Here is a 21,299-nt window from a genome sequence, read left to right on the forward strand (position 1 = left end):
TCTCCTTAGTTTTGTATTTTATAGTTAAAATAATTTAAAATGTTTTGAAATGATTTATCCATATAACCACAAATAAAAGTTTTTTCAGATAAATAATCTAAATAACCGGTATGATTTTTAAAATATATTTTATAACAATGTAGAAATTGATATTTTAAATCAAAATCTGTATTATTTTTATTGTTGTTATACTTTTTATCTCCTATTATAGGGTAACCTGTATATTCTAATGAGGCTCTAATCTGATGAGTTTTTCCGGTTATAAGCTGTATATTTAATAAAGTTTTACCATCTTTAACAGTTATAGGTTCATATTTTGTTATTATTTTTTTACTATTTGGTATATATTCTTTAGACAAAATAGCTTTATTACCTTCTTTTTTATGATAAAGCTCGATAATACCAGGTTTAGTTACATTTCCATATACGGCGGTTAAATAATATTTTTCTATTAAATTTTCTTTAAATAAAGTATTTAAAGCTTGTAAAGATTTAAAATTTTTACCAAAAGCTATTATTCCGCTTGTATTTTTATCTAACCTATTACATATAGAAGGTGTAAAATCTGAAGATTTAGTATACTCACCATTTTTATACATATAAAAAATAAGTTGGTCATTTAAAGAATTATTTTTATTATGTACATCTGGTTGAGAGACTAAATTTATAGGCTTATAACATAAAATAATATTTTCATCTTCAAATAATATTTTAAAGTCTTGATTAGTTTTTTGTATATTTTTATCTTCTTTAAAATTACTTATAGTTTCGTCAGACAGATAAATACTTATAATATCATTATTAAAAATTATTTCATTTCCGCTTGCTTTTTTATTATTTAATTTAATATATTTTTTTCTAAGCATTTTATAAATAAATGACTTAGGTGCTTTATTAAAAAATTTTAAAAGGTATTTATCTAATCTTTGATTTTCATTAGATTTATTTATTTTTATTTCTACCATATTTCACCTACAATTATACTAATAATTTAGTACAATTATATAGTATAATTATACTTTTTGTCAAAACTTATATTTACGTTTTTTTGATAGTTTTTTTTTCTTAAAATTGTGATTACAAAATATAGCTAATAATATTAGTATTAAAATACCAAATATAAAGTATAGTATAGAATGTTTAAAGCTTTCATCATTAAAACTATTAAAAACTAAAGAAGTATTATTATCTATTAAATAATTAAAAATAGGTATACAAATTATAGCATATATAATTGCAAAAATACTATGTAATATTTTAGAAAATATGTATAAGCTTATTTTAATATCCGATTTATATATCATACTTGAGGTTTGAGCTAGTATGGATAAACCAGAAAAAGATACTAATCCGCAGGTAATAATTATAGCATAAATACCACCAACAGATGATAAAATATTTATTCCGTTTGTTATTTCTATAATCCCCATAAATAGACCATTGCTAAAGGGCTGTAAATTTTCACTAAAAAATAATTTTCCAATTTTATCAAATATACCAGATACTTTAAAAAGTTCAGATATAACAGAAAATAAAATAACAAAACCACCAACAATAGATATAGTTTCTAAACTACTTTTAACACTATCTCCTAATATCTCTCCAATAGTTTTATTATTTTTTATTCTAGCAAGTTTTAATTTTAATAAGGCTTCTTTAAAAGAAATATTATTATTTATAATTATAGTACCAGAGTTTTTGTAAAACCTAAATAAAATACCAACGGTTATAGCCGATATATAGTGTATAGCCAATATTAAATAACCTACATACATATTTTGAAACATACCTATACCGATAGTACCAATAATAAAAAGAGGACCAGAATTATTAGTAAAGCTAACTAAACGTTGAGCTTCTATTTGAGATATTTTATTATTCTCTCTTAAGATAGATGTTATTTTTGCTCCAATAGGATAACCAGATAGCATACCTAATACTAAAGCAAAAGCCCCACATCCAGGTAAGTTAAACATTTTTCTCATAAAAGGATTTAAAAGTGTTCCTAAAAAATCTATAAATCCTAAATGAATTAATAGATTTGTACCTATTAAAAATGGCAATATAGATGGTAAAATTTTATTAAACCACAACATAAGGCCAGATTGAGCAGAAGATATAACTACATTAGGAACAATTATAATTAATATATTGAAAAATGCAACCAATAGTGGTATAATATAATAGCTTAAATTTTTAATATACTTCATTTCATCACTACTTTACTTTTATTTATATATATTATATAAACAATATTTAAGATATATTACAAGCTATTATAAATTTATAAGGAGGTGACATATGGATAGAAAACAACAAAATGTAAAAAAATCAAATATAAATAAAAGACAAAATATAAGTGATATACGTAAAAAACAAATAACAAATCAAAATAAAAACTATCCATATCCGACTTATAATAGAGCTTATTCTCATGCTAATACAAATAAGTATCAAACAAATAATAGCAGATATAGTAATAGTAAATATAATAATCGTAACACTGGATATTATTCTTCTAGTAGAGAACCGATAAAAAATAAAAAAATATACAGAGCAAAAAAGAAAGTAAAAAATAGAAATATATCTATTATATCAAGATTATTTACTTTTATAATGTTTATAGTTATTATATCATATTTTGGTGTGTCTATATTTAAAAGTATGAATAAAAAACCAATTGACTATGAAACAATACAATATGGTACTATAGATAATGCAAGCTCAATAAAAGGTGTTATAATTAGAGATGAAATAGTATATAAGGCTTCTAAAAATGGGATAATAACATTTAATAAAAGTGAAAATGAAAGAGTAAAAAAAGGTGAAAACATTGCTAGTGTAAAAAATCAAGAAGCTATAAAAAATACAGAAGAAGACGTAGAGGCTATAAATCAAAAAATATTACAGCTTCAAGAAAAAAGAGATGATTTATCTATATTTCATGAAGATGTAAAAAGGATAGATAATCAAATACAAAAAACTTTAGACATAGCTATAAACGAACTTTCTACATATAATATTTCAAAGATATATGAATTAAAAGATTATGTTAGTAAAAAACTTACTATAAGAAATCAAATGTTATTATCAGAAAATACAGGAAGTATTCAAGATTTATCTAACCAAAAAGCAGATAAAGAACAAAAAATAAACCAAAATATTGAAAATTTATTAAGCAATGATTCTGGAATATTATCATATTCTACAGATGGGCTTGAAACAACATTTACATTTGAAAACAAAGATACTCTTACAAAAGAGCAAACTCTTATGAAACCAGAAAATGAACAAGAGTATAAGGTTAATGTTTTAGAAGGAGAGCCAGTTTTTAAGATAGTAAAAGATAATAATTTTTATATAGCAAGTTATATAAAAACTCAAAATATTTCTAGTTGGGAACAAGGCGAAACAAGAGATATATATATTAATGATAATGGAAAATTAAAACCTTTAGAGGTTATTATAGATAAAATGGATATAGGTGAAAAAGAAAGCTATGTTCTTATGAAATCTAATAAAAATATGATAGATTTTATTAACAAAAGAAATATTACCTTTGAGCTTAGTAAACCAAAAGAAGGATTTAAAATAAATATAAACGCAATAGCTGAAGAAGAGTTGTTAAAAGTACCTACGTCATATATAGTTGATGGTAATGTAAATAAAAAAATGTCTACTGGAGAAATAGTAACTGTTCCAGTAAAATTATCTGGACAAGAAGAAAATGGAGAATATACATATGTCTCTATATCACCTGGTATTTTAGAAATAGGTGACTTTATTATACAGCCAGAAACAAAAAAAGAGCTACAATTAAACCAAATATTTACTAAAAAAGGGATTTATATTGTAAATTCTGGAATATATAATTTTAAAAATATAAATACTGAAAACTCTGTTCAAAATGACCAATTTATAATATTAGATACAAATAAAAATACAAATATAAAACTTTATGATAGATATGCACCAGATTTATCTGTTGTAAAAGGGGAGGAAATAGTTACAAAATGACAGATTTAGATATAATACGTAAAAATATAGAAATTATAACTAATAATATAGAAAAATCCTGCATAAAGTCTAACAGAAAAATTGATGAAATTGAAATAATTGGTGTTACAAAATCTATCGATATAGAACGAATTAAAATATTAAAAAATTTGGGTATAAAAGATTTTGGAGAAAATAAAGCTCAAGAATTATTAAAAAAATATGAACATATACAAGATGCATCTTGGCATTTTATAGGTAATTTGCAAACAAATAAAGTTAAATACATAATAGATAAAGTAAAACTTATACACTCTGTTAATAGCATAAAACTTTTAAATGAAATAAATAAAAGAGCATCTAACATTAATAAAAATATGCCAATACTTTTAGAGATAAATATTGCAAATGAACCATCAAAAAATGGATTATTAGAAGAAGAATTGTCTTGTGTTGTAGAAAAAGTTAAAGATTTTAAAAATATAACATTACAGGGGTTAATGTGTGTTGCACCTTTTGTTGAAAATTCAAAGGAAAACAAAAAATATTTTAGAAAAATGAGAAAATTATTTGTTGACATAAAGGATAAAAACAAAGATAATATAAATATGAAATATTTGTCTATGGGTATGACTAATGATTATCATATTGCAATCGAAGAAGGTGCTAATATGGTTCGTATAGGTACAGGTATATTTGGAGAAAGAAACTATTGATTTTTTGGAGGAAGAATAAATGAGCATAATGGACAAAATGAAAAATATGTTTTTTGGAGATGACTATGATGATGATTATGATGATATGGAAGAGTTTGAAGAAGAAGATATAGAAAGAGAACAAGCAAGAGCTACTAATAATAACGTAACATCATTTAATAGATATTCATCAAGAAGACCAAGCTCTAACATAGTGAATATAAATACAAGTGTACAGATGGGTGTTTGTATGTTTAACCCAGCTACATTAGAAGATGCAGCAGAGGTTGTTTTACAAATAAAAGATAGAAATATAGTGGTTGTAAATCTTGAAATGGTAGAATATGAAGTATCTCAAAGAATAAGCGACTTTTTATGCGGTGCTAGCTATGCATTAGAAGGTAATATACAGCTTATATCTGACAAAATAATGATTATAGCTCCAGTTAATGTAGAAATGTCTGGCGAGCTTAAAGATAAATTGCAAGCTAGTGGTATAAAAATACCAAATTCTATGTGGAGATAAAAGGAAGGCGATAATAAATGAATATTTTGATTTACAAATCTTTTGAATTATTAATAAGATTTATAGATTTTATTATATTAATAAGAGTTATATTATCTTGGATACCTTTAGATAGAAATAATCCGATAGTAAAACTAGTTTATGCTTTATCAGAACCTCTTTTATATCCTATAAGAGAAATGTTGAGAAAATCTCCTTTAGGAGATGGTATGATGTTAGACTTTTCACCAATAATATTGATATTACTATTACAAGTTATACAAAGTATATTATTTAATATTCTTATAAGATAGATATTAGCTCTAGTTGGTATAGCAGTTATATACAACTAGAGTTAATTTTAATTATTTTATAAAGTTTAATTTTTATTTAAAGGACTATGTTATTATGATTAACAAACAAGATTTTTTAAACAATATTTCAAATAAAGATGATAAAATATTATTTTCTAAAATAATAGACCAATTGATTTTTTGTAAAAAAAATTACGAAAATACATTTACAGATTTTTTGCCTATATTAAAATATTTAGAATTTAATACTTTATTATCTAAATATTACATACAAGAAAATATAATGATTTTTGGTGGATTTAGTGATGCAGAAAGAGTTATTATTGGTTTTTTTCCAGAATATATAGAGCCCAATAATAATGATTTTCCTATATCAGTATTAGAAATAACATATAATAAAAAATATAGTAAAGAACTTAATCATAGAGATTTTTTAGGGTCCATTTTAGGACTTGGAATAGATAGAAGTAAAGTAGGAGATATAGTAATAAATGATGATAAAGCTATTTGTTTTTTATATAATGATATATTAGAATACGTAAATATAAATTTAGAAAAAGTTTCTTCTACTAAAGTAAAAACTAAAATATTAACTTTAGAAGAATGTAATATACCAAAGCCTAAATTAGAAGAAAAGGCTATAATAGTATCTTCTCTTAGGTTAGATGCAGTTTTATCAGGTGCGTTTAATTTAGCAAGAGGCAAAATATCGGATTATATAAAAGGTGAAAAGGCCTTTGTAAATTTTGTTGTAAATATAAATGGAGCTAAAAATGTAAAAGAAGATGATATAATAACTCTTAGAGGTGTAGGAAGAATAAAGGTATTAAATATTATTGGAAAAACAAAAAAAGATAGGATAATTTTAAATATAGCAAAATATATTTAAAGAGGTGAAAAAATGAGCTATACAGCATTATATAGAAGACTTAGACCTAAAAATTTTGAACAAGTAATAGGTCAAGACCATATAGTTAAAACATTAAAAAATCAATTAGAAACAGATAGGATAAGCCACTCTTATTTATTTTGTGGCACTAGAGGGACAGGTAAAACATCTACTGCAAAAATATTTGCAAAGCTTTTAAATTGTAAACAACCTATAAATAATTCGCCTTGTGATAAATGTTCTATGTGTGAAGCTTTTAATGAAAATAGAAATTTAAATATAATAGAAATAGATGCAGCAAGTAATAATAGTGTAGATGATATAAGAGAAATAAGAGAAGAAGTAAAATATCCTCCAACAGATGGAAGATTTAAGGTTTATATAATAGATGAAGTACATATGCTTTCTATAGGCGCATTTAATGCACTTTTAAAAACTTTGGAAGAACCCCCAAGCTATGTAATATTTATTTTAGCTACAACAGACCCTCATAAAATACCTGTTACTATATTATCTAGATGTCAAAGGTTTGATTTTAAGCGAATATCTAATGATGATATGGCTAAAGCAATGAAAAAATATATGGAGAACGATAATATAGATATAGATGATGGAGCTCTATATTATATAGCCAAAATATCAGATGGAGCTATGAGAGATGCTCTTAGTATATTAGACCAATGTATATCATTTTATTATGGAGAAAAATTAACTTTAGATAAAATTTTAGAAATCGTTGGAGCTGTTGATGATGAAGTATTTTTCAGGTTTACAGATGCAATTATAAATTTTTCTTCACTAGATGTAATAAACATAATAGATGAGATTGTACAAAATGGTAGAGATATTTCACAATTTATTACAGACTTTATAGGTCATATAAGAAACCTTATTATTTGTTCTATATCAACAACTGAAAATAATAATATAGATATTTCTAAAGAAAAACTTGAAAAATTAAAAAAACAAGCTGAAAAAATAGATACACAATATTTAATAAAACTTATAAATGAATTTTCTAATATACAGTCTATGTTAAAGTATTCTTTTGATGAAAGAATTATATTAGAAGCTAGTTGTATAAAGTTATGCTCTGCTATAGCGGAAGAAGATATTACAGATATAAAACAAAAGATTAATTTTTTAGAAAAAAAGATGGAAGAAAATAATGTTAAAACAGTATATATAGAAAAAAATGTAGATATAGATACAGAAAAACAAGCTGAAAAAATAAAACATAGAGAGTTGGCAGTATCTGAAGATTTAAAAATTGCAATAGATAATTATAGTATGCTTATAAATAAATTTAGCCAACCAGAAAAAGTATATTTGGAAAACTCTACACCTAAAAGTTTAGAAGACAAATTTTTATATATTGTTTCTAATAGTACATTTGTACCAAGTTTAGAAAAGATTAAACAACAATTAGAAGAAGCATTATTTGAATTATTTAATAAGCAATATGAAATAAAGATAATATCTAAACAAAAATATGAAGAAGAATATAAAAAACTTATGATTAAAGACAATAATCAAACAGATAATACAAATAGTATAGAAGATATGATAAAACTTTTTCCAGAAGATATAATTAATGTAGATTAATTATAAAAAATTAAATTAAAATATTGATTTAAATATAAAAATAGTTTAAAATTAAAAAGAATTAATTATAAAATAATATTTTAGGAGGAAATAGATTATGGCTAGAGGTGGATTTGGTGGAGGTTTCCCAGGTGGAATGAATATGAATAACCTTATGAAACAAGCACAAAAAATGCAAAAACAAATGGAAGAAATGCAAGCAGAGCTAGAAACAAAAGAGTTTGAGATAACTAGCGGTGGCGGAGCAGTAAAAATAGTTATAACTGGTAAAAAAGAAATAAAAAGTATAGATATAGACAAAGATGTAGTAGACCCAGATGATGTTGAAATGCTCCAAGACTTAATATTAACAGCAGTTAATGAAGCTATTAGACAAGTGGAAGAGTCTGCATCTAGTCAAATGAGCAAATTTACTGGTGGAATGGGTCTTCCAGGAGGACTTTTTTAGAGGTGATTTATATTGAATTATTATGGCAATAAAGTAACAAAACTTATAGAAGAGCTATCTAAATTGCCTGGTATAGGAGGTAAGTCTGCACAAAGACTTGCCTTTTATATAATTAATATGCCTATGGAAAATGCAAAAGCACTTACAGACAGTATATTAGATGCAAAGCAAAGTATAAAATATTGTTCTATATGTTGTAATATTACAGATAAAGACCCTTGTCATATTTGTTCTAATGAAAAAAGAGATAAAACAATAATAATGGTTGTAGAAGACCCAAGAGATATGGCGGCATATGAAAAAACAAAAGAATATAAAGGTTTATACCATATTTTAAATGGAGCAATTTCTCCTATGACAGGTATTACACCACAAGATATAAAAATAAAAGAGCTTTTAAAAAGATTACAAGATAACACAGTAGAAGAAGTTATTTTAGCTACAAATCCTAATATAGAGGGAGAAGCAACGGCAATGTATATTAGTAGATTATTAAAACCTATTGGTATTAAAGTATCGAGAATAGCTCACGGTGTACCTGTTGGTGGTGATTTAGAATTTATAGATGAGGTAACACTTTCTAGAGCATTACAAGGTAGACAACCTATATAAGAAAAGGAGAGTATAATATGAATATTATAAAGCCCACATTTTTTATAGAACAAGATTTAGATGAAGATAAAATTTTAAAAACCATAGAAAGAGCAGGCAGAACTTGTTATAAAAGTGAAAATTTAATTAATAGTGAAAGTGCTAAAAAGTTTGTAAAAAACATTATAAAACTTGGACACGAATCTGTTATAGAGCATGAAAAAATAACTGTTAGGATAATATGTGACAGAGGGGTTAGTCATGAAATAGTAAGACATAGAATAGCTAGCTATTCTCAAGAAAGTACAAGATATTGCAACTATTGTAATGATAGATTTGGTAATGAGCTTACATTTATAGAACCTTGTTTTTTTTCATCAGATGAAGAACAAGATAAGAAAAATAAACAAATCTGGATAGAAACAATGGAAATGATAGAAAAAAAATATAACGAACTTATACAAAATGGAGCAAAACCAGAAGAAGCAAGAGCTATATTACCTAATTCATTAAAAACAGAAATAGTTGTAACTATGAATTTAAGAGCTTGGAGACACTTTTTTAAATTAAGAACAGATAAAACAGCTCATCCACAAATAAGAGAAATATCTAATATGATTTTAGATGAATTTAAAGTTAAACTACCTACTATTTTTGAAGATTTATAAGATGTTATATTTATTATGAGCATTAGGTTTTAAATAAAAAATAACAGTAATTTAAATTATGAAATTTTTAAAAATATAATAAAAAATTTATTTTATAAGATATATTTAAATAAAATACTCTATCTTTAATAAGATAGAGTATTTTAAAAGTGTAATTTATAATATTAATTATATTTTATATAATATCGAATATAATTAATATTATAAGTAAAATCCATATGTTATCATTAGGTAGATTTTCAGTTTTTTTATTAATTTTAGTTGAAGATATGTATACTTCTGTGTTATAATTATCATTAAAAGAAAAATTTTTTAAAAATTGTATAGGGATGTTTTTTAAGTTATTATTCATATAAACCACTCCTTAAAATATTAACTAAATAAATAATATTCATATAAATTTATTTTAGAACTATGAACTATAAATAAAATATAGATAATAATAAATGTACTTTTATACAAACGTAACAATAAATAAAATATACTAAAATACTTGACATTATTAAAATAAAGTGGTAATTTAATTATATAATATTTATTATATAAGTATTATACAATTTTATAACTTAAAATTTTTTGATTTATTTATAAAAATTGATAATAATAGTTATATTTTTATATATTATAGGAGGAAAATATGAAAATTTCAACACGTGGTAGATATGGAATAAAGGCTATGGTGGATTTAGCTATGAATGCCGATAGAGAAAAATGTGTATCACTTAAAAGTATAGCACAAAGACAAGGAATACCAGAAAATTATCTAGAACAACTTATGGCTGTTTTAAAAAAATCTGGTATTGTACAGAGCATTAGAGGTGCTCAAGGGGGATATATTTTAAATAAAAATCCAGAAGATATTTCTGTTGGAGACTTATTACTAATCTTAGAAGGAAGTCTTGCTCTTGTAGATTGTTTAGAAAATCAACCACCTAAAAAGAAATGTGGTAATGCAAATTGTAATGAATGTGTTGTAAGAGATGCTTGGGAAATGATAAGCAATAAATTATCAGAAACAGCTCATTCTATAAGCCTTAAAGACCTAATAACAAATGAATAGGAGACGGTTTTTTATGAAAAAAGAAATTTATTTAGATAATGCTGGAACAACAAAAATAAGACCAGAAGTAGCAAAGGTTATGATAGAAAATTTGGAAAAAGCCTATGGTAATCCTTCTAGCATATATAAGATAGCTAGAGAAAACAAAGCTATTTTAGAAGATAATAGAGAAAAAATAGCAAAAGCTATCAATGCAGATAAAAATGAAATATATTTTACTGGTGGGGGGTCTGAGGCTAATAATTGGGCTTTAAAAGGAATTGCAGAAAGTTATAAACAAAAAGGAAAGCACATTATAACTACTAATGTAGAGCATCATGCAATATTACATGTTTGTCAATATTTAGAAACTATTGGATATGAAGTAACATATTTACCAGTAGATAATGAAGGCAATATAAGTATACAACAATTAAAAGATGCTATAAGAGAAGATACTATACTTATATCTATAATGTTTGCTAATAATGAAATAGGCACAATAAATCCGATTAAAGAAATAGGTAAAATAGCTAAAGAAAATGGTATATTGTTCCATACAGACGCAGTACAGGCAGTAGGGCATATACCGATTGATGTGAAAGAAATGAATATAGACCTTTTATCTATGTCTGCACATAAATTTTATGGACCTAAAGGTATAGGAGCTTTATATATAAGAAAAGGAATAAAAATTACACCGTTAATTCATGGTGGAGCTCAAGAAAGAAATAGAAGAGCAGGAACTGAAAATATTAATAGTGTTATAGGTATGGGAACTGCTATTGAGCTTGCAATAAAAGAATTAGATACAGAAATAGAAAGACTTACTAAATTAAGAAATAAGCTTATAGATGGAATATTAGAGAGTATACCATATTCTAGACTAAATGGTGCTAGAGAAAATAGAATGCCAGGAAATTGTAATATATCATTTGAGTTTATAGAAGGCGAATCTGTTTTATTACTTTTAGATATGAATGATATTTGTGCATCTAGTGGTAGTGCTTGTACATCAGGGTCTTTAGACCCATCACATGTACTCTTAGCAATTGGTTTACCTCACGAAAAAGCGCATGGTTCCCTTAGATTGTCTTTAGGTTTATATAACACAGAAGAAGATGTAGATTATTTGTTAGAAAAGTTACCTCCTATAGTTGCTAGAATGAGAGAAATGTCACCTTTATATGAAGAATTTTTAGCTAGTAAAAATAATTAATAAAATATAATATCAATTTTATAAATAATTATTATAGATATATACTAGATAGATTGAAAGGAAGATAAAGATTATGCAATATAGTGAAAAAGTTATGGATCATTTTATGAATCCTAGAAATGTAGGAGAAATTGAAGATGCTAGTGGTGTTGGTACAGTAGGTAATGCTAAATGTGGTGATATAATGAAAGTGTATTTAAAGATAGAAGATAATATCGTTAAAGATGCTAAATTTAAAACATTTGGATGTGGTGCTGCTGTTGCTACAAGTAGTATGGCAACAGAACTTATAATAGGTAAAACTATTGAAGAATCTCTTAAAATAACAAATAGATCTGTTATGGAAGCTTTAGATGGATTACCACCAGTTAAAGTACATTGTTCTTGTCTTGCTGAAGAAGCATTACAAGCGGCATTATGGGATTATGCACAAAAAAATAATTTAAATATAGAAGGATTAGAGCCACCTAGAGACTCTGACCATCATCATCACATAGCAAATGAAGAATAGGAGATAATTATGAAAAAAGTTGTAGTTGGCATGAGTGGTGGAGTAGATAGTTCTGTTACAGCATATTTATTGAAAGAACAAGGATATGACGTTATAGGAATTACTATGCAGATATGGCAAGATGAAAAAAGAGAATGCTTAGAAGATAACGGCGGTTGTTGTGGCTTCTCTGCGGTAGATGATGCTAGAAGTGTTGCTAGAAAAATAGGTATACCTTATTATGTATTAAACTTTAAAAGAGAATTTAAAGAAAAAGTTATAGATTATTTTATAGATGAATATTCAAAAGGTTTAACACCTAATCCATGTATTGCTTGTAATAGATATGTAAAGTGGGATGCTCTTTTAAACAAAGCATTAGCATTAGGTGCAGATTATATTGCTACAGGTCATTATGCAAGAATAGAAAAACATCCTAAAACTAATAGGTATACTATCAAAACTGCTAATACAAATGATAAGGACCAAACTTATGCCTTATACAACTTAAATCAATTTCAATTAGAAAAAACATTAATGCCTATTGGAGATTATGATAAAGATACTGTTCGAAAAATAGCAAAAGATATAGGACTAATAGTAGCAAATAAACCAGATAGTCAAGATATATGTTTTGTACCAGATGGTGATTATGCTAAGTTTATTAAAGAAAATTCTAATTTTAAAATTAAAGAAGGTAACTTTATAGATAGCTGTGGCAATATCTTAGGAAAACATAAAGGAATAACCAATTATACAATAGGGCAAAGAAAAGGGCTTGGTATATCTTTTGGTAAGCCTATGTATGTATCAGAAATTAAGGCAGATGAAAACCAGATAGTTTTAAGTGAAAATAAAGATTTGTTTAAAACTAATGTTTTAATAAAAGATTTTAATTTTATGAGTATTAAAGATATAGATGGTGAAATAAAAGCTTTAGGTAAACTTAGATATAGTCAAAAACAAGCTCCTTGTATAATAAGAAAAGTAGAAAATAATATGATAGAAGCTATATTCGAACAACCACAAAGAGCTGTAACACCAGGACAAGCGGCAGTGTTTTATGATGGTGAATATGTTATTGGTGGTGGAATTATCTATAAATAGTATTAATGATTAATCGTAATTATAAATAAATTTATTTATATAATAACTTATATTTTCAACATTTAGTAAATTTATTTTATAATAAAATAAAAAATACTTGAAATTAAAAAATATATATGTTATAATTGACAAGATATGTAATACGAATGTTCCGCTGTTATAATAAGATAATAAGAACATTTAATTTGAAAGGGGATTACTTATGAATAACATTATTAGAGAAATTGAAAATGAACAACTTAAAAAGGATATTGTAGACTTTAATGTAGGTGATACTGTTAAAGTTTATGCTAAAGTTGTTGAAGGTACAAGAGAGAGAATCCAAATGTTTGAAGGTACTGTTCTTAAAAGACAAAATGGAGGTGCTCGTGAAACATTTACTGTAAGAAGAATTTCTTATGGTGTTGGTGTTGAAAGAACTTGGCCAATTCATTCTCCAAGAATTGAGAAAATAGAAGTTGTTAGATATGGTATCGTTAGACGTGCAAAACTTAACTATCTTCGTGATAGAATTGGTAAAGCAGCTAAAGTTAAAGAAGATATTAATAGAAGAAGTAAATAATTTTATTAAAGAGGATAATAGATAGATAGATATATCTATTATCCTCTTTAATATTAAGGTTACTTGTCAATATTTAAGGTAATCCAAATAGTGAATAAAGTAAATTTGAAAAGGTATGGTATAAAAATCATACTTTTTTGTATTAAAATAATAATAAGTATGAAACTTTATTTTTAATTTAATATAAAATCAAGTAAAAATTTTTATTAATTTTTTTAAAAGCTCTATTTATTTGCTCTAACATTTATTATATAAGTTTTAATAATAAAATATTTTAAATATATTGACAAAATAACATTAAATAGCTAATAATATAATTAAATTTAACATAAAATGGTAGGTGTATAACAATGGAATATTTTATTTTAGAAGAAGACAATAGTTTAACAAATAAATTAAAAATAAATTTTAATTATTTAGAACCAAAAGAACCGTTTATAGTTAATTTAGAAACAAGTAAACATACACAATTTCAAGATTACATATTAGAAAAAAATATTTTTAAATATTATTTTTGTATATCTGAAAAATTATATGATATATTTTGTGTATATGATAATTTTGAATCTATACCATTTTTTATAACAGATATTTATAATAAAATACAAATATTGTATTATAAAATAGATGTTGATATATTAGATTGTATAGTAGATGAAGATATAAATAATATAGAAGATATAATTTTATATGAAAATAAAATAAAAGATAAATATATTTTTAAAATTAAATATAAAACAGTAGAAAGAATTGTAATGTCAATACATTTAGCAGAAAATATATTAAAAAGTTTACCATATGGAATAAAGTTAATACCAGTAAAATTAAAGTGAGGTGTAAAATATGAATATAGTAACTGAAGATTTAACAATAGATTTACCATTTAAATATAAAATAATAGAAAATTTAGAACTAAAAGAAGAGTTAAATGAACATTCTAACATATTAATAAAAGGGATATTAGATAATGAAAAATCTAATATCCAAAGATTTAAAGAATTAAGCATAACAGATAATTTAAAAATAAAAGGTAAAAGAAGTATTTATGAAAATGAAATGAAAGAAAAATTAGAAGAAATAGATATATTTTATGGAGTAATAACTAAAATAAAGCTAAACCATGAAGGTAATTTATATAACTTTGAAATTGAAGCAATGAGTTATTCTATAATGTTAGATTTGAAAAAGAAAAACAGAAGTTTTCAAGATAAAAGCTTAACATATAGAAAATTAATAGATAATATAGTAAAAGAAAATAATGGAAATACGATATTTATAGGTGATGATACTAAAACTTTACATATACCATTTATACAGTATAATGAAACAGATTGGGAATTTTTAAAGAGATTAAGCTCTTATTTAGAATTAAAATTATGTCCAGATATAAAAACAGAAAAACCTAATATTTTTGTAGGAATAAAAAAAGGAAAAGAATACATATGTGATGCTTATGAATATAAGTTGAAAAAAGATATGAAAACTTATTTAAATATAAAAGCAAATCATATGAAAGTAACTGAAGAAGATTTTATAAGCTATGAAATAAAAGCAAAATATAACTATGAAATAGGAGATAAACTAATTTTTAAAAATTTAAAATTAGTTGTAGTTAAAAAATATTTAGAATTTAAAAATAGCGATTTAATAAATACATATGAATTAAAACTGGAAAGAAATATAAAACAAGAAAAATTATATAATGATAAAATAATAGGACAAGTAATAAATGGTAAAGTTATAAAAGTAGAAAAAGATAAAATAAAAGTGCATCTTGAAATAGACGAAAAACAAGAAGAAGATAAAGCTTATTTATACAGTTTTGGTAGCAATTATACAACAGAAGGTAATACAGGTTGGTATGTAATGCCAGAAATTGGTAGTAAAATCGAACTATATATACCAACAAAAAGTGAAAAAGACGCTTATTTAAGAAGAGTATTGAGAGAAGACGGAAGAGAAAATGAAAATACACAAGATACTTCTGTAAAATATTTTAGAGTTAAAGAAGGTAAAGAATTGAAAATGTCTCCAAATGAATTAAAATTTACAACAAATGGAGAAAGTTTGTATTTAAGTATGGAAGATAATAAAGGGGTATCAATAATATCTAACGAAAATATAAATATGTATTCACAAAAAAATATAAAAATAGAAAGTGAAAAATTAAAAATAAAATCAAATGATAAAATAGCGATAACAACAAAAGATTCAAATATAGTAATAGATGAGGTAACACATTTTAATTAATTGTAAAAATATTTGAAAGGAAGTTTATTAAATGGGATATCAAGAAGAGTTAATAAAAAATTTAAGAGAAGCAAAAAATGAAGAAAGAATTAATTATTTTAATATAGAAAATGATATAGAAAAAGGATATATAATAGTAAAATATGAGAAATTGTTATTGGAAGAAAAAGAGTTATATGAAGGCAAAATAAATATAGTTTTACCTAAAGATTTTGATTTAATGAATGATGAATTATTGAAAATTAAATATCCAGTAGATGATGATTTAGACTATGTATACACAAGTGAAGATACAACAGTAAATTTTAATTTTTGTTTAGAAGAAGGAGAAATTTTAAACGAAGAAATAGAAGAAGTAAGAGATGGTATATTATATGAATTTAAAAGAATGTATCCATCAACAAAAATGGAAGATATAAAAATAATAGAAACAAGTGAAAAGAAAATAGGTACATTTTCATTTATTGTAAATAACATAGACGGTGATTTGTTTAATAAAATGTATTTTATACCTCTTAACATTGGATTGTTAATGTTAACATTTAGTTGTGATATTTTTCAAAAAAAAGAATGGGAAAAAATAATAGATGATATTATTTTAACTATAAAAGAAAAATAATAGATGTAAAGGAGGTAAAAGATGATTGAGTACATACCAGAACATTTTTATTCTAACTATTTTGAGCCAATATTAAAAGAAACATTAGAAAATTTAGAAGAAGATTTTCAACAAAATATAGAAGAATATAAAAAAGAATTTATACTAAATTTTAAAAATATAAGTGAAAAAATAAAAAAAGAACATAGTGATACAAGAATAGGATATTTAAGTTATAATCTGATGTTAACAAAAATAATAAATAAAAATTATAAATATGATATTTATATATATGATAAAGAGTGGTATTTAAAAGGTGATATAAAAATAGGAGAATATAATGTAGAATATATATATAAGCATTATCAAAAAATGTGGGACAAGTTATTAAAAGAAGGAAAAGGTTACATATTTAAAATAAACAATACAGATATAAATAATATAATGTTAAAAATTGTAGATAATTTTCATAAATATATAGTAAGTATTATGAGAAATAGTATTATAGAATTAACTGAAACAGAAGAATATAATAACTTAAATAAAGAAAATATTTTTAATATACATAGTGGTAAATTTTATGATATATATGATTTAATATATACAGAAAATTTTAATAAAAATCCAATAAAAATAAAAAAATGGTTGAACAAAAAATTGCCAGAAGAATATTGCAATAAAGACTTTAAAAATTTAGTATTAAATAACTTTAATTTAGGAAAATGTGATTTAAGAGGGGCAGACTTTAGAAAAAGTGAGTTAAAAGAATCAGATTTATCATATAGCATATTAAATGGGGCAAAATTTAAAGAGGCTGATTTAAGAAATAGTAATATAATATCAAGTTTTTTAAGTGAAGTAAACTTTGAAAATGCCGATTTAAGTGATAGCAAAATGACGTATTGTATAATGAGAAAAGGAAAGATAAATGATGAAGTAGAAGTTGGCTATTTAGGGGCAAATCTAATAAATACCAATTTAACAAATGTAGATTTTAGAAGTAGTAGATTTGAAGTAGTAGATTTTAGAAGTGCTATAATAGAAAATACAAATTTTGAAGAATGTATATTTCAAGAATGTAAATTTAAAAAAGAGCAGATATTAAATTTAAATTTTACAAAAGAACAATTAGAAGGGATAAAGTTATATTAAACTTTAGAAAGGAGAATAATATTTGATTAAAAGAAAAATAAAAAATTTAGCAAAAAAAGCCGATAGTTCTATAGGCAAAACAGTAAGTGCAACAAAACAACCTAAAGGTTCAAACCGTATAAAAGATAAAATAAGTAGTATAACAAAAAAGGCAAAAAGTACAGTAGGTGTTTTAGTAAAAGCTAGCAAAACGGTAAGCAAAAGTATAATAAATAAAGCAAAAAGTACAATAGGTAATGTAGTAAAAGCTACAAAACAACCTAACGATAAAATAAAAAGTCCAACGGAGCCTAAAAATAAAGAGAAAAAGCAGAAAAAAGCACCTAAAGAAAAGGAAAAAATATCACATAAATTAAAGAAACAAACAAAAGATATAAAGGAAAATGGATTTTTTTATGGTCCATTAAAAGGTAAAGTAGTAACGGGAGCTAATGACTATTTTATAAAAAACAGAGAAGAATTTATACAATCTTTAAATGAAGAAGGAAAGGGTGAATATGGCAATACTAAATTTACAAATTCAGTAAAAAAAGGTTTAGATTTAGGAGAAAAAATAGGAGAATTTGTAGAAGAAAGCGAAAATTATTTAGAAAAATCACTCAATCAAATGATAAAAGGAAGCTATGCCGAAGATGAAACAAATTTATTAGGAACACTAGGAGAAATAGGTGTTGGATGTATACCTTTTGTAGGGCAAGTAGCAGATATAAGAGAAATAGTATATGATTTTCAAAACTGGGAGTGGAAATGGAGCAGTGTAGGAGATTTAGCTTTAGATGCAGTAGGATTTGTACCATTAGTAGGAGATGGTGTAAAAGCATTAAAAAAAATACCATTTAAAGAAGTAGGAAATAGTATAAAAAAAGGTAAAGATGCTATACCAGAAGCAATAAATAGTTTAAAAAAGGGCACAAAGGAATTTACTGATAAAACATCAAAAAAAGAGATAGGTAAAAGTTTAAAAGAAATAAAGAAAGAAGAAATAAAAAATAAAGCAAGGTCAGTTAAAGAAAGATTTGAAAATGTAATAAATCAAATTTTGCCTAAAGAAAATCTAGCCTTTGCAGGCATTCCAGCAGATATAATTGATGATACACCTAAAAAATTTAGCAATAATATAAAAGATATAACAGAAGAAGTAAAAAATCCAAATATGAATAATAACAATAATAATAAAGCTAAAAAGAGAAAACAAGGTGTTAATATAGCTAGTGATATAATAACAGATGGTTCTCATTTAGAAAATGGAAAATTAAAGCCAAACATAAGATATATGACAGGAGAATATAACTATATTTATGAAACAGATAGTAAAGGAAGAATATGTAAATTTGAAACAGATGATTTACAATTAACGAAAAGAACAAAACGCTTGAAACATGCAAAAAACACACCAGGGAAACTAAAAGGCGACCACGCAGGACATTTAGCTGGAGATAGATTTGGAGGCTCTCCAGAAATTGATAACTTAGTATCTCAATCATCAATTAATAATTTAAGTAAATATAAAGCGCTTGAAAATAAATGGGCTAAAGCACTAGAAGAAAATAAAAAAGTTGAAATAAATATGAAAATAGAGTATAATAATGATGACCTTAGACCAAGCAAGTTTATTATTGAATATAAAATAGATGGTGATAAATTTAGTGTTGATTTAGATAATTAGAGAGGAAGATGAAAATGAGAAAAACATTTGAAGATAACTTTAGTGAAATACAGGCAGATATGGTAGATATTTGTATGGAATATGTAGAAGATAGGGCAGATGAAATATATATTTATGGTTGTTATGAAGATAAGTGTTTATCAAGTAATTATTTTTACAATATTAATGGACAGATATTAAAGAAACATAAATTAAATGATGCATATGATGGTAATGAAGTATATGATGTTTCTGATGAAAATCAAAGTATGGTGTTAGATATTTTAAAAAAAGATATTAGAAAAATAAAAGATTTATGTTTAGAAAATGAAAGAGAAATGCCAACAGAAATAAAATTAATTTACAATGTGAAAAAAAATAGTTTAAAAGCAGAATATAAATATGAAAATGTATGGTCACAATATGAAAATAAATTACCTCAAGATGTTATAGAAGAATGGTTTGAAGAAATAAAAGCAAAAAATAGCTAAATTTTATTACAATATTTAATAAATATTATATTTTATTGAAAATTAAAAAGTAAATAGAGGAAGAAAAAATGGGAAAAACATTTGAAGATAATTTTAGTGAAATACAGGCAGATATGGTAGATATTTGTATGGAATATGTAGAAGATAGAGCAGATGAAATATATATTTATGGTTGTTATGAAGATAAGTTTTTAACAAGTGATTATTTTTATAAAATTGATGGTAAAATATTAGATAGACATAAATTAAATGACGCATATGATGGCAATGAAGTATATGATGTTTCTGATGAAAATCAAGGGTTTGTATTAGATATTTTAAATAAAGATATTAGAAAAATAAAAGAGTTATGTTTAGAAAATGAAAGAGAAATGCCAACAGAAATAAAATTAATTTATAATGTGAAAAAAAATAGTTTAAAAGCAGAATATAAATATGAAAATGTATGGTCGCAATATGAAAATAAATTACCTCAACATGTTGTAGAAGAATGGTTTGAAGAAATAAAAGCAAAAAATAGCTAAATTTTATTACAATATTTAATACATATTAAAAAAAAATAAATAAAGGAAGAAAAAATGGAAAAAACATTTGAAGATAATTTTAGTGAAATACAGGCAGATATGGTAGATATTTGTATGGAATATGTAGAAGATAGAGCAGATGAAATATATATTTATGGTTGTTACGAAGATAAATGCTTATCAAGTGATTATTTTTACAATATTAATGGAAATATATTAATGAAGCATAAATTAAATGATGCATACAATGGCGATGAAATATATGATGTTTCTGGTGAAAGTCAAGGGTTTGTATTAGATATTTTAAATAAAGATATAGAAAAAATAAAAGAGTTATGTTTAGAAAATGAAAGAGAAATGCCAACAGAAATAAAATTAATTTACAATGTGAAAAAAAATAGTTTAAAAGCAGAATATAAATATGAGAATGTATGGTCACAATATGAAAATAAATTACCTCAACATGTTATAGAAGAATGGTTTGAAGAAATAAAAGCAAAAAATAGCTAAA

General features: G+C 24.1%; 25 protein-coding genes. 22 read left to right on the forward strand and 3 right to left on the reverse strand.

The window, feature by feature from the left end:
• Nucleotides 1-5: 5 nt before the first annotated feature.
• Nucleotides 6-965: an RluA family pseudouridine synthase gene (locus NBW53_RS04630; protein ID WP_250278916.1), complete on the reverse strand. Its 960-nt coding sequence runs from the start codon at nucleotides 963-965 to the stop codon at nucleotides 6-8.
• 60 nt (nucleotides 966-1,025) lie between these two features.
• A complete protein-coding gene (ylbJ, locus tag NBW53_RS04635) occupies nucleotides 1,026-2,210 on the reverse strand; it encodes a sporulation integral membrane protein YlbJ (protein ID WP_250278917.1) in 1,185 nt (394 codons plus the stop codon).
• A gap of 91 nt (nucleotides 2,211-2,301) precedes the next feature.
• Between ylbJ and NBW53_RS04640 the strand changes: the two genes are divergently transcribed.
• The 9 genes from NBW53_RS04640 (at nucleotide 2,302) to thyX (ending at nucleotide 9,711) form a co-directional block, all read left to right on the forward strand.
• Nucleotides 2,302-4,017, forward strand: coding sequence for an HlyD family efflux transporter periplasmic adaptor subunit (locus tag NBW53_RS04640; protein ID WP_250278918.1), 1,716 nt, complete (start codon nucleotides 2,302-2,304; stop codon nucleotides 4,015-4,017).
• The gene (locus NBW53_RS04645; protein WP_250278919.1) at nucleotides 4,014-4,712 is read left to right on the forward strand and encodes a YggS family pyridoxal phosphate-dependent enzyme; all 699 of its coding nucleotides are present in this window, start codon (nucleotides 4,014-4,016) and stop codon (nucleotides 4,710-4,712) included. The genes NBW53_RS04640 and NBW53_RS04645 overlap by 4 nt, the downstream gene beginning before the upstream one ends.
• Before the next feature lie 19 nt (nucleotides 4,713-4,731).
• Complete coding sequence (locus NBW53_RS04650) at nucleotides 4,732-5,217, forward strand: cell division protein SepF (protein ID WP_250278920.1); 486 nt, start codon at nucleotides 4,732-4,734, stop codon at nucleotides 5,215-5,217.
• A gap of 17 nt (nucleotides 5,218-5,234) precedes the next feature.
• Nucleotides 5,235-5,510 carry a YggT family protein gene (locus NBW53_RS04655; protein WP_250278921.1) on the forward strand — a complete coding sequence of 92 codons (276 nt, stop codon included), beginning with the start codon at nucleotides 5,235-5,237 and terminating at the stop codon, nucleotides 5,508-5,510.
• Between the two features lie 94 nt (nucleotides 5,511-5,604).
• Entirely contained in the window at nucleotides 5,605-6,399 is a 795-nt protein-coding gene (locus tag NBW53_RS04660; protein WP_250278922.1) for a YlmH family RNA-binding protein, read from the forward strand.
• A 12-nt stretch (nucleotides 6,400-6,411) separates the two neighbouring features.
• A complete protein-coding gene (dnaX, locus tag NBW53_RS04665; RefSeq protein ID WP_250278923.1) occupies nucleotides 6,412-8,004 on the forward strand; it encodes a DNA polymerase III subunit gamma/tau in 1,593 nt (530 codons plus the stop codon).
• 94 nt (nucleotides 8,005-8,098) lie between these two features.
• The gene (locus NBW53_RS04670) at nucleotides 8,099-8,452 is read left to right on the forward strand and encodes a YbaB/EbfC family nucleoid-associated protein (protein WP_408647052.1); all 354 of its coding nucleotides are present in this window, start codon (nucleotides 8,099-8,101) and stop codon (nucleotides 8,450-8,452) included.
• Nucleotides 8,453-8,464: 12 nt separating this feature from the next.
• Entirely contained in the window at nucleotides 8,465-9,064 is a 600-nt protein-coding gene (gene recR, locus NBW53_RS04675; RefSeq protein ID WP_250278925.1) for a recombination mediator RecR, read from the forward strand.
• Nucleotides 9,065-9,081: 17 nt separating this feature from the next.
• Nucleotides 9,082-9,711, forward strand: a complete 630-nt coding sequence (gene thyX, locus NBW53_RS04680; RefSeq protein WP_250278926.1) for an FAD-dependent thymidylate synthase — start codon at nucleotides 9,082-9,084, stop codon at nucleotides 9,709-9,711.
• Between the two features lie 175 nt (nucleotides 9,712-9,886).
• Here the strand turns inward: thyX and NBW53_RS04685 are convergent, their stop codons facing one another.
• Nucleotides 9,887-10,063 carry a hypothetical protein gene (locus tag NBW53_RS04685; RefSeq protein WP_250278927.1) on the reverse strand — a complete coding sequence of 59 codons (177 nt, stop codon included), beginning with the start codon at nucleotides 10,061-10,063 and terminating at the stop codon, nucleotides 9,887-9,889.
• A 285-nt stretch (nucleotides 10,064-10,348) separates the two neighbouring features.
• On the opposite strand from NBW53_RS04685, the gene NBW53_RS04690 reads away from it, so the two are divergent.
• The 13 genes from NBW53_RS04690 (at nucleotide 10,349) to NBW53_RS04750 (ending at nucleotide 21,298) form a co-directional block, all read left to right on the forward strand.
• A complete protein-coding gene (locus NBW53_RS04690; protein ID WP_250278928.1) occupies nucleotides 10,349-10,771 on the forward strand; it encodes an RrF2 family transcriptional regulator in 423 nt (140 codons plus the stop codon).
• A gap of 13 nt (nucleotides 10,772-10,784) precedes the next feature.
• The gene (nifS, locus tag NBW53_RS04695; protein WP_250278929.1) at nucleotides 10,785-11,969 is read left to right on the forward strand and encodes a cysteine desulfurase NifS; all 1,185 of its coding nucleotides are present in this window, start codon (nucleotides 10,785-10,787) and stop codon (nucleotides 11,967-11,969) included.
• A gap of 73 nt (nucleotides 11,970-12,042) precedes the next feature.
• A complete protein-coding gene (gene nifU, locus NBW53_RS04700) occupies nucleotides 12,043-12,480 on the forward strand; it encodes a Fe-S cluster assembly scaffold protein NifU (protein WP_250278930.1) in 438 nt (145 codons plus the stop codon).
• Nucleotides 12,481-12,489: 9 nt separating this feature from the next.
• Entirely contained in the window at nucleotides 12,490-13,566 is a 1,077-nt protein-coding gene (gene mnmA, locus NBW53_RS04705) for a tRNA 2-thiouridine(34) synthase MnmA (RefSeq protein ID WP_330651642.1), read from the forward strand.
• Between the two features lie 202 nt (nucleotides 13,567-13,768).
• Nucleotides 13,769-14,128 carry a 50S ribosomal protein L19 gene (gene rplS / locus NBW53_RS04710; RefSeq protein ID WP_250278931.1) on the forward strand — a complete coding sequence of 120 codons (360 nt, stop codon included), beginning with the start codon at nucleotides 13,769-13,771 and terminating at the stop codon, nucleotides 14,126-14,128.
• A 350-nt stretch (nucleotides 14,129-14,478) separates the two neighbouring features.
• Nucleotides 14,479-14,961, forward strand: coding sequence for a hypothetical protein (locus NBW53_RS04715; RefSeq protein ID WP_250278932.1), 483 nt, complete (start codon nucleotides 14,479-14,481; stop codon nucleotides 14,959-14,961).
• A 10-nt stretch (nucleotides 14,962-14,971) separates the two neighbouring features.
• Nucleotides 14,972-16,378: a phage late control D family protein gene (locus tag NBW53_RS04720; protein WP_250278933.1), complete on the forward strand. Its 1,407-nt coding sequence runs from the start codon at nucleotides 14,972-14,974 to the stop codon at nucleotides 16,376-16,378.
• A 31-nt stretch (nucleotides 16,379-16,409) separates the two neighbouring features.
• The gene (locus NBW53_RS04725) at nucleotides 16,410-16,997 is read left to right on the forward strand and encodes a hypothetical protein (protein ID WP_250278934.1); all 588 of its coding nucleotides are present in this window, start codon (nucleotides 16,410-16,412) and stop codon (nucleotides 16,995-16,997) included.
• A 21-nt stretch (nucleotides 16,998-17,018) separates the two neighbouring features.
• Nucleotides 17,019-18,128, forward strand: coding sequence for a pentapeptide repeat-containing protein (locus tag NBW53_RS04730; RefSeq protein ID WP_250278935.1), 1,110 nt, complete (start codon nucleotides 17,019-17,021; stop codon nucleotides 18,126-18,128).
• A 22-nt stretch (nucleotides 18,129-18,150) separates the two neighbouring features.
• Nucleotides 18,151-19,794, forward strand: a complete 1,644-nt coding sequence (locus tag NBW53_RS04735; protein ID WP_250278936.1) for a DNA/RNA non-specific endonuclease — start codon at nucleotides 18,151-18,153, stop codon at nucleotides 19,792-19,794.
• Between the two features lie 14 nt (nucleotides 19,795-19,808).
• Nucleotides 19,809-20,264 (forward strand): hypothetical protein, encoded by a 456-nt coding sequence (locus NBW53_RS04740; RefSeq protein WP_250278937.1) that lies wholly within the window; start codon nucleotides 19,809-19,811, stop codon nucleotides 20,262-20,264.
• Between the two features lie 68 nt (nucleotides 20,265-20,332).
• Nucleotides 20,333-20,788: a hypothetical protein gene (locus tag NBW53_RS04745; RefSeq protein WP_250278938.1), complete on the forward strand. Its 456-nt coding sequence runs from the start codon at nucleotides 20,333-20,335 to the stop codon at nucleotides 20,786-20,788.
• A gap of 54 nt (nucleotides 20,789-20,842) precedes the next feature.
• Nucleotides 20,843-21,298 carry a hypothetical protein gene (locus tag NBW53_RS04750; RefSeq protein WP_250278939.1) on the forward strand — a complete coding sequence of 152 codons (456 nt, stop codon included), beginning with the start codon at nucleotides 20,843-20,845 and terminating at the stop codon, nucleotides 21,296-21,298.
• Nucleotide 21,299 lies beyond the last annotated feature (1 nt).

Source organism: [Clostridium] colinum (assembly GCF_940677205.1).
In the GTDB taxonomy this organism is placed as follows: domain Bacteria; phylum Bacillota; class Clostridia; order Lachnospirales; family CAG-274; genus Tyzzerella; species Tyzzerella colina.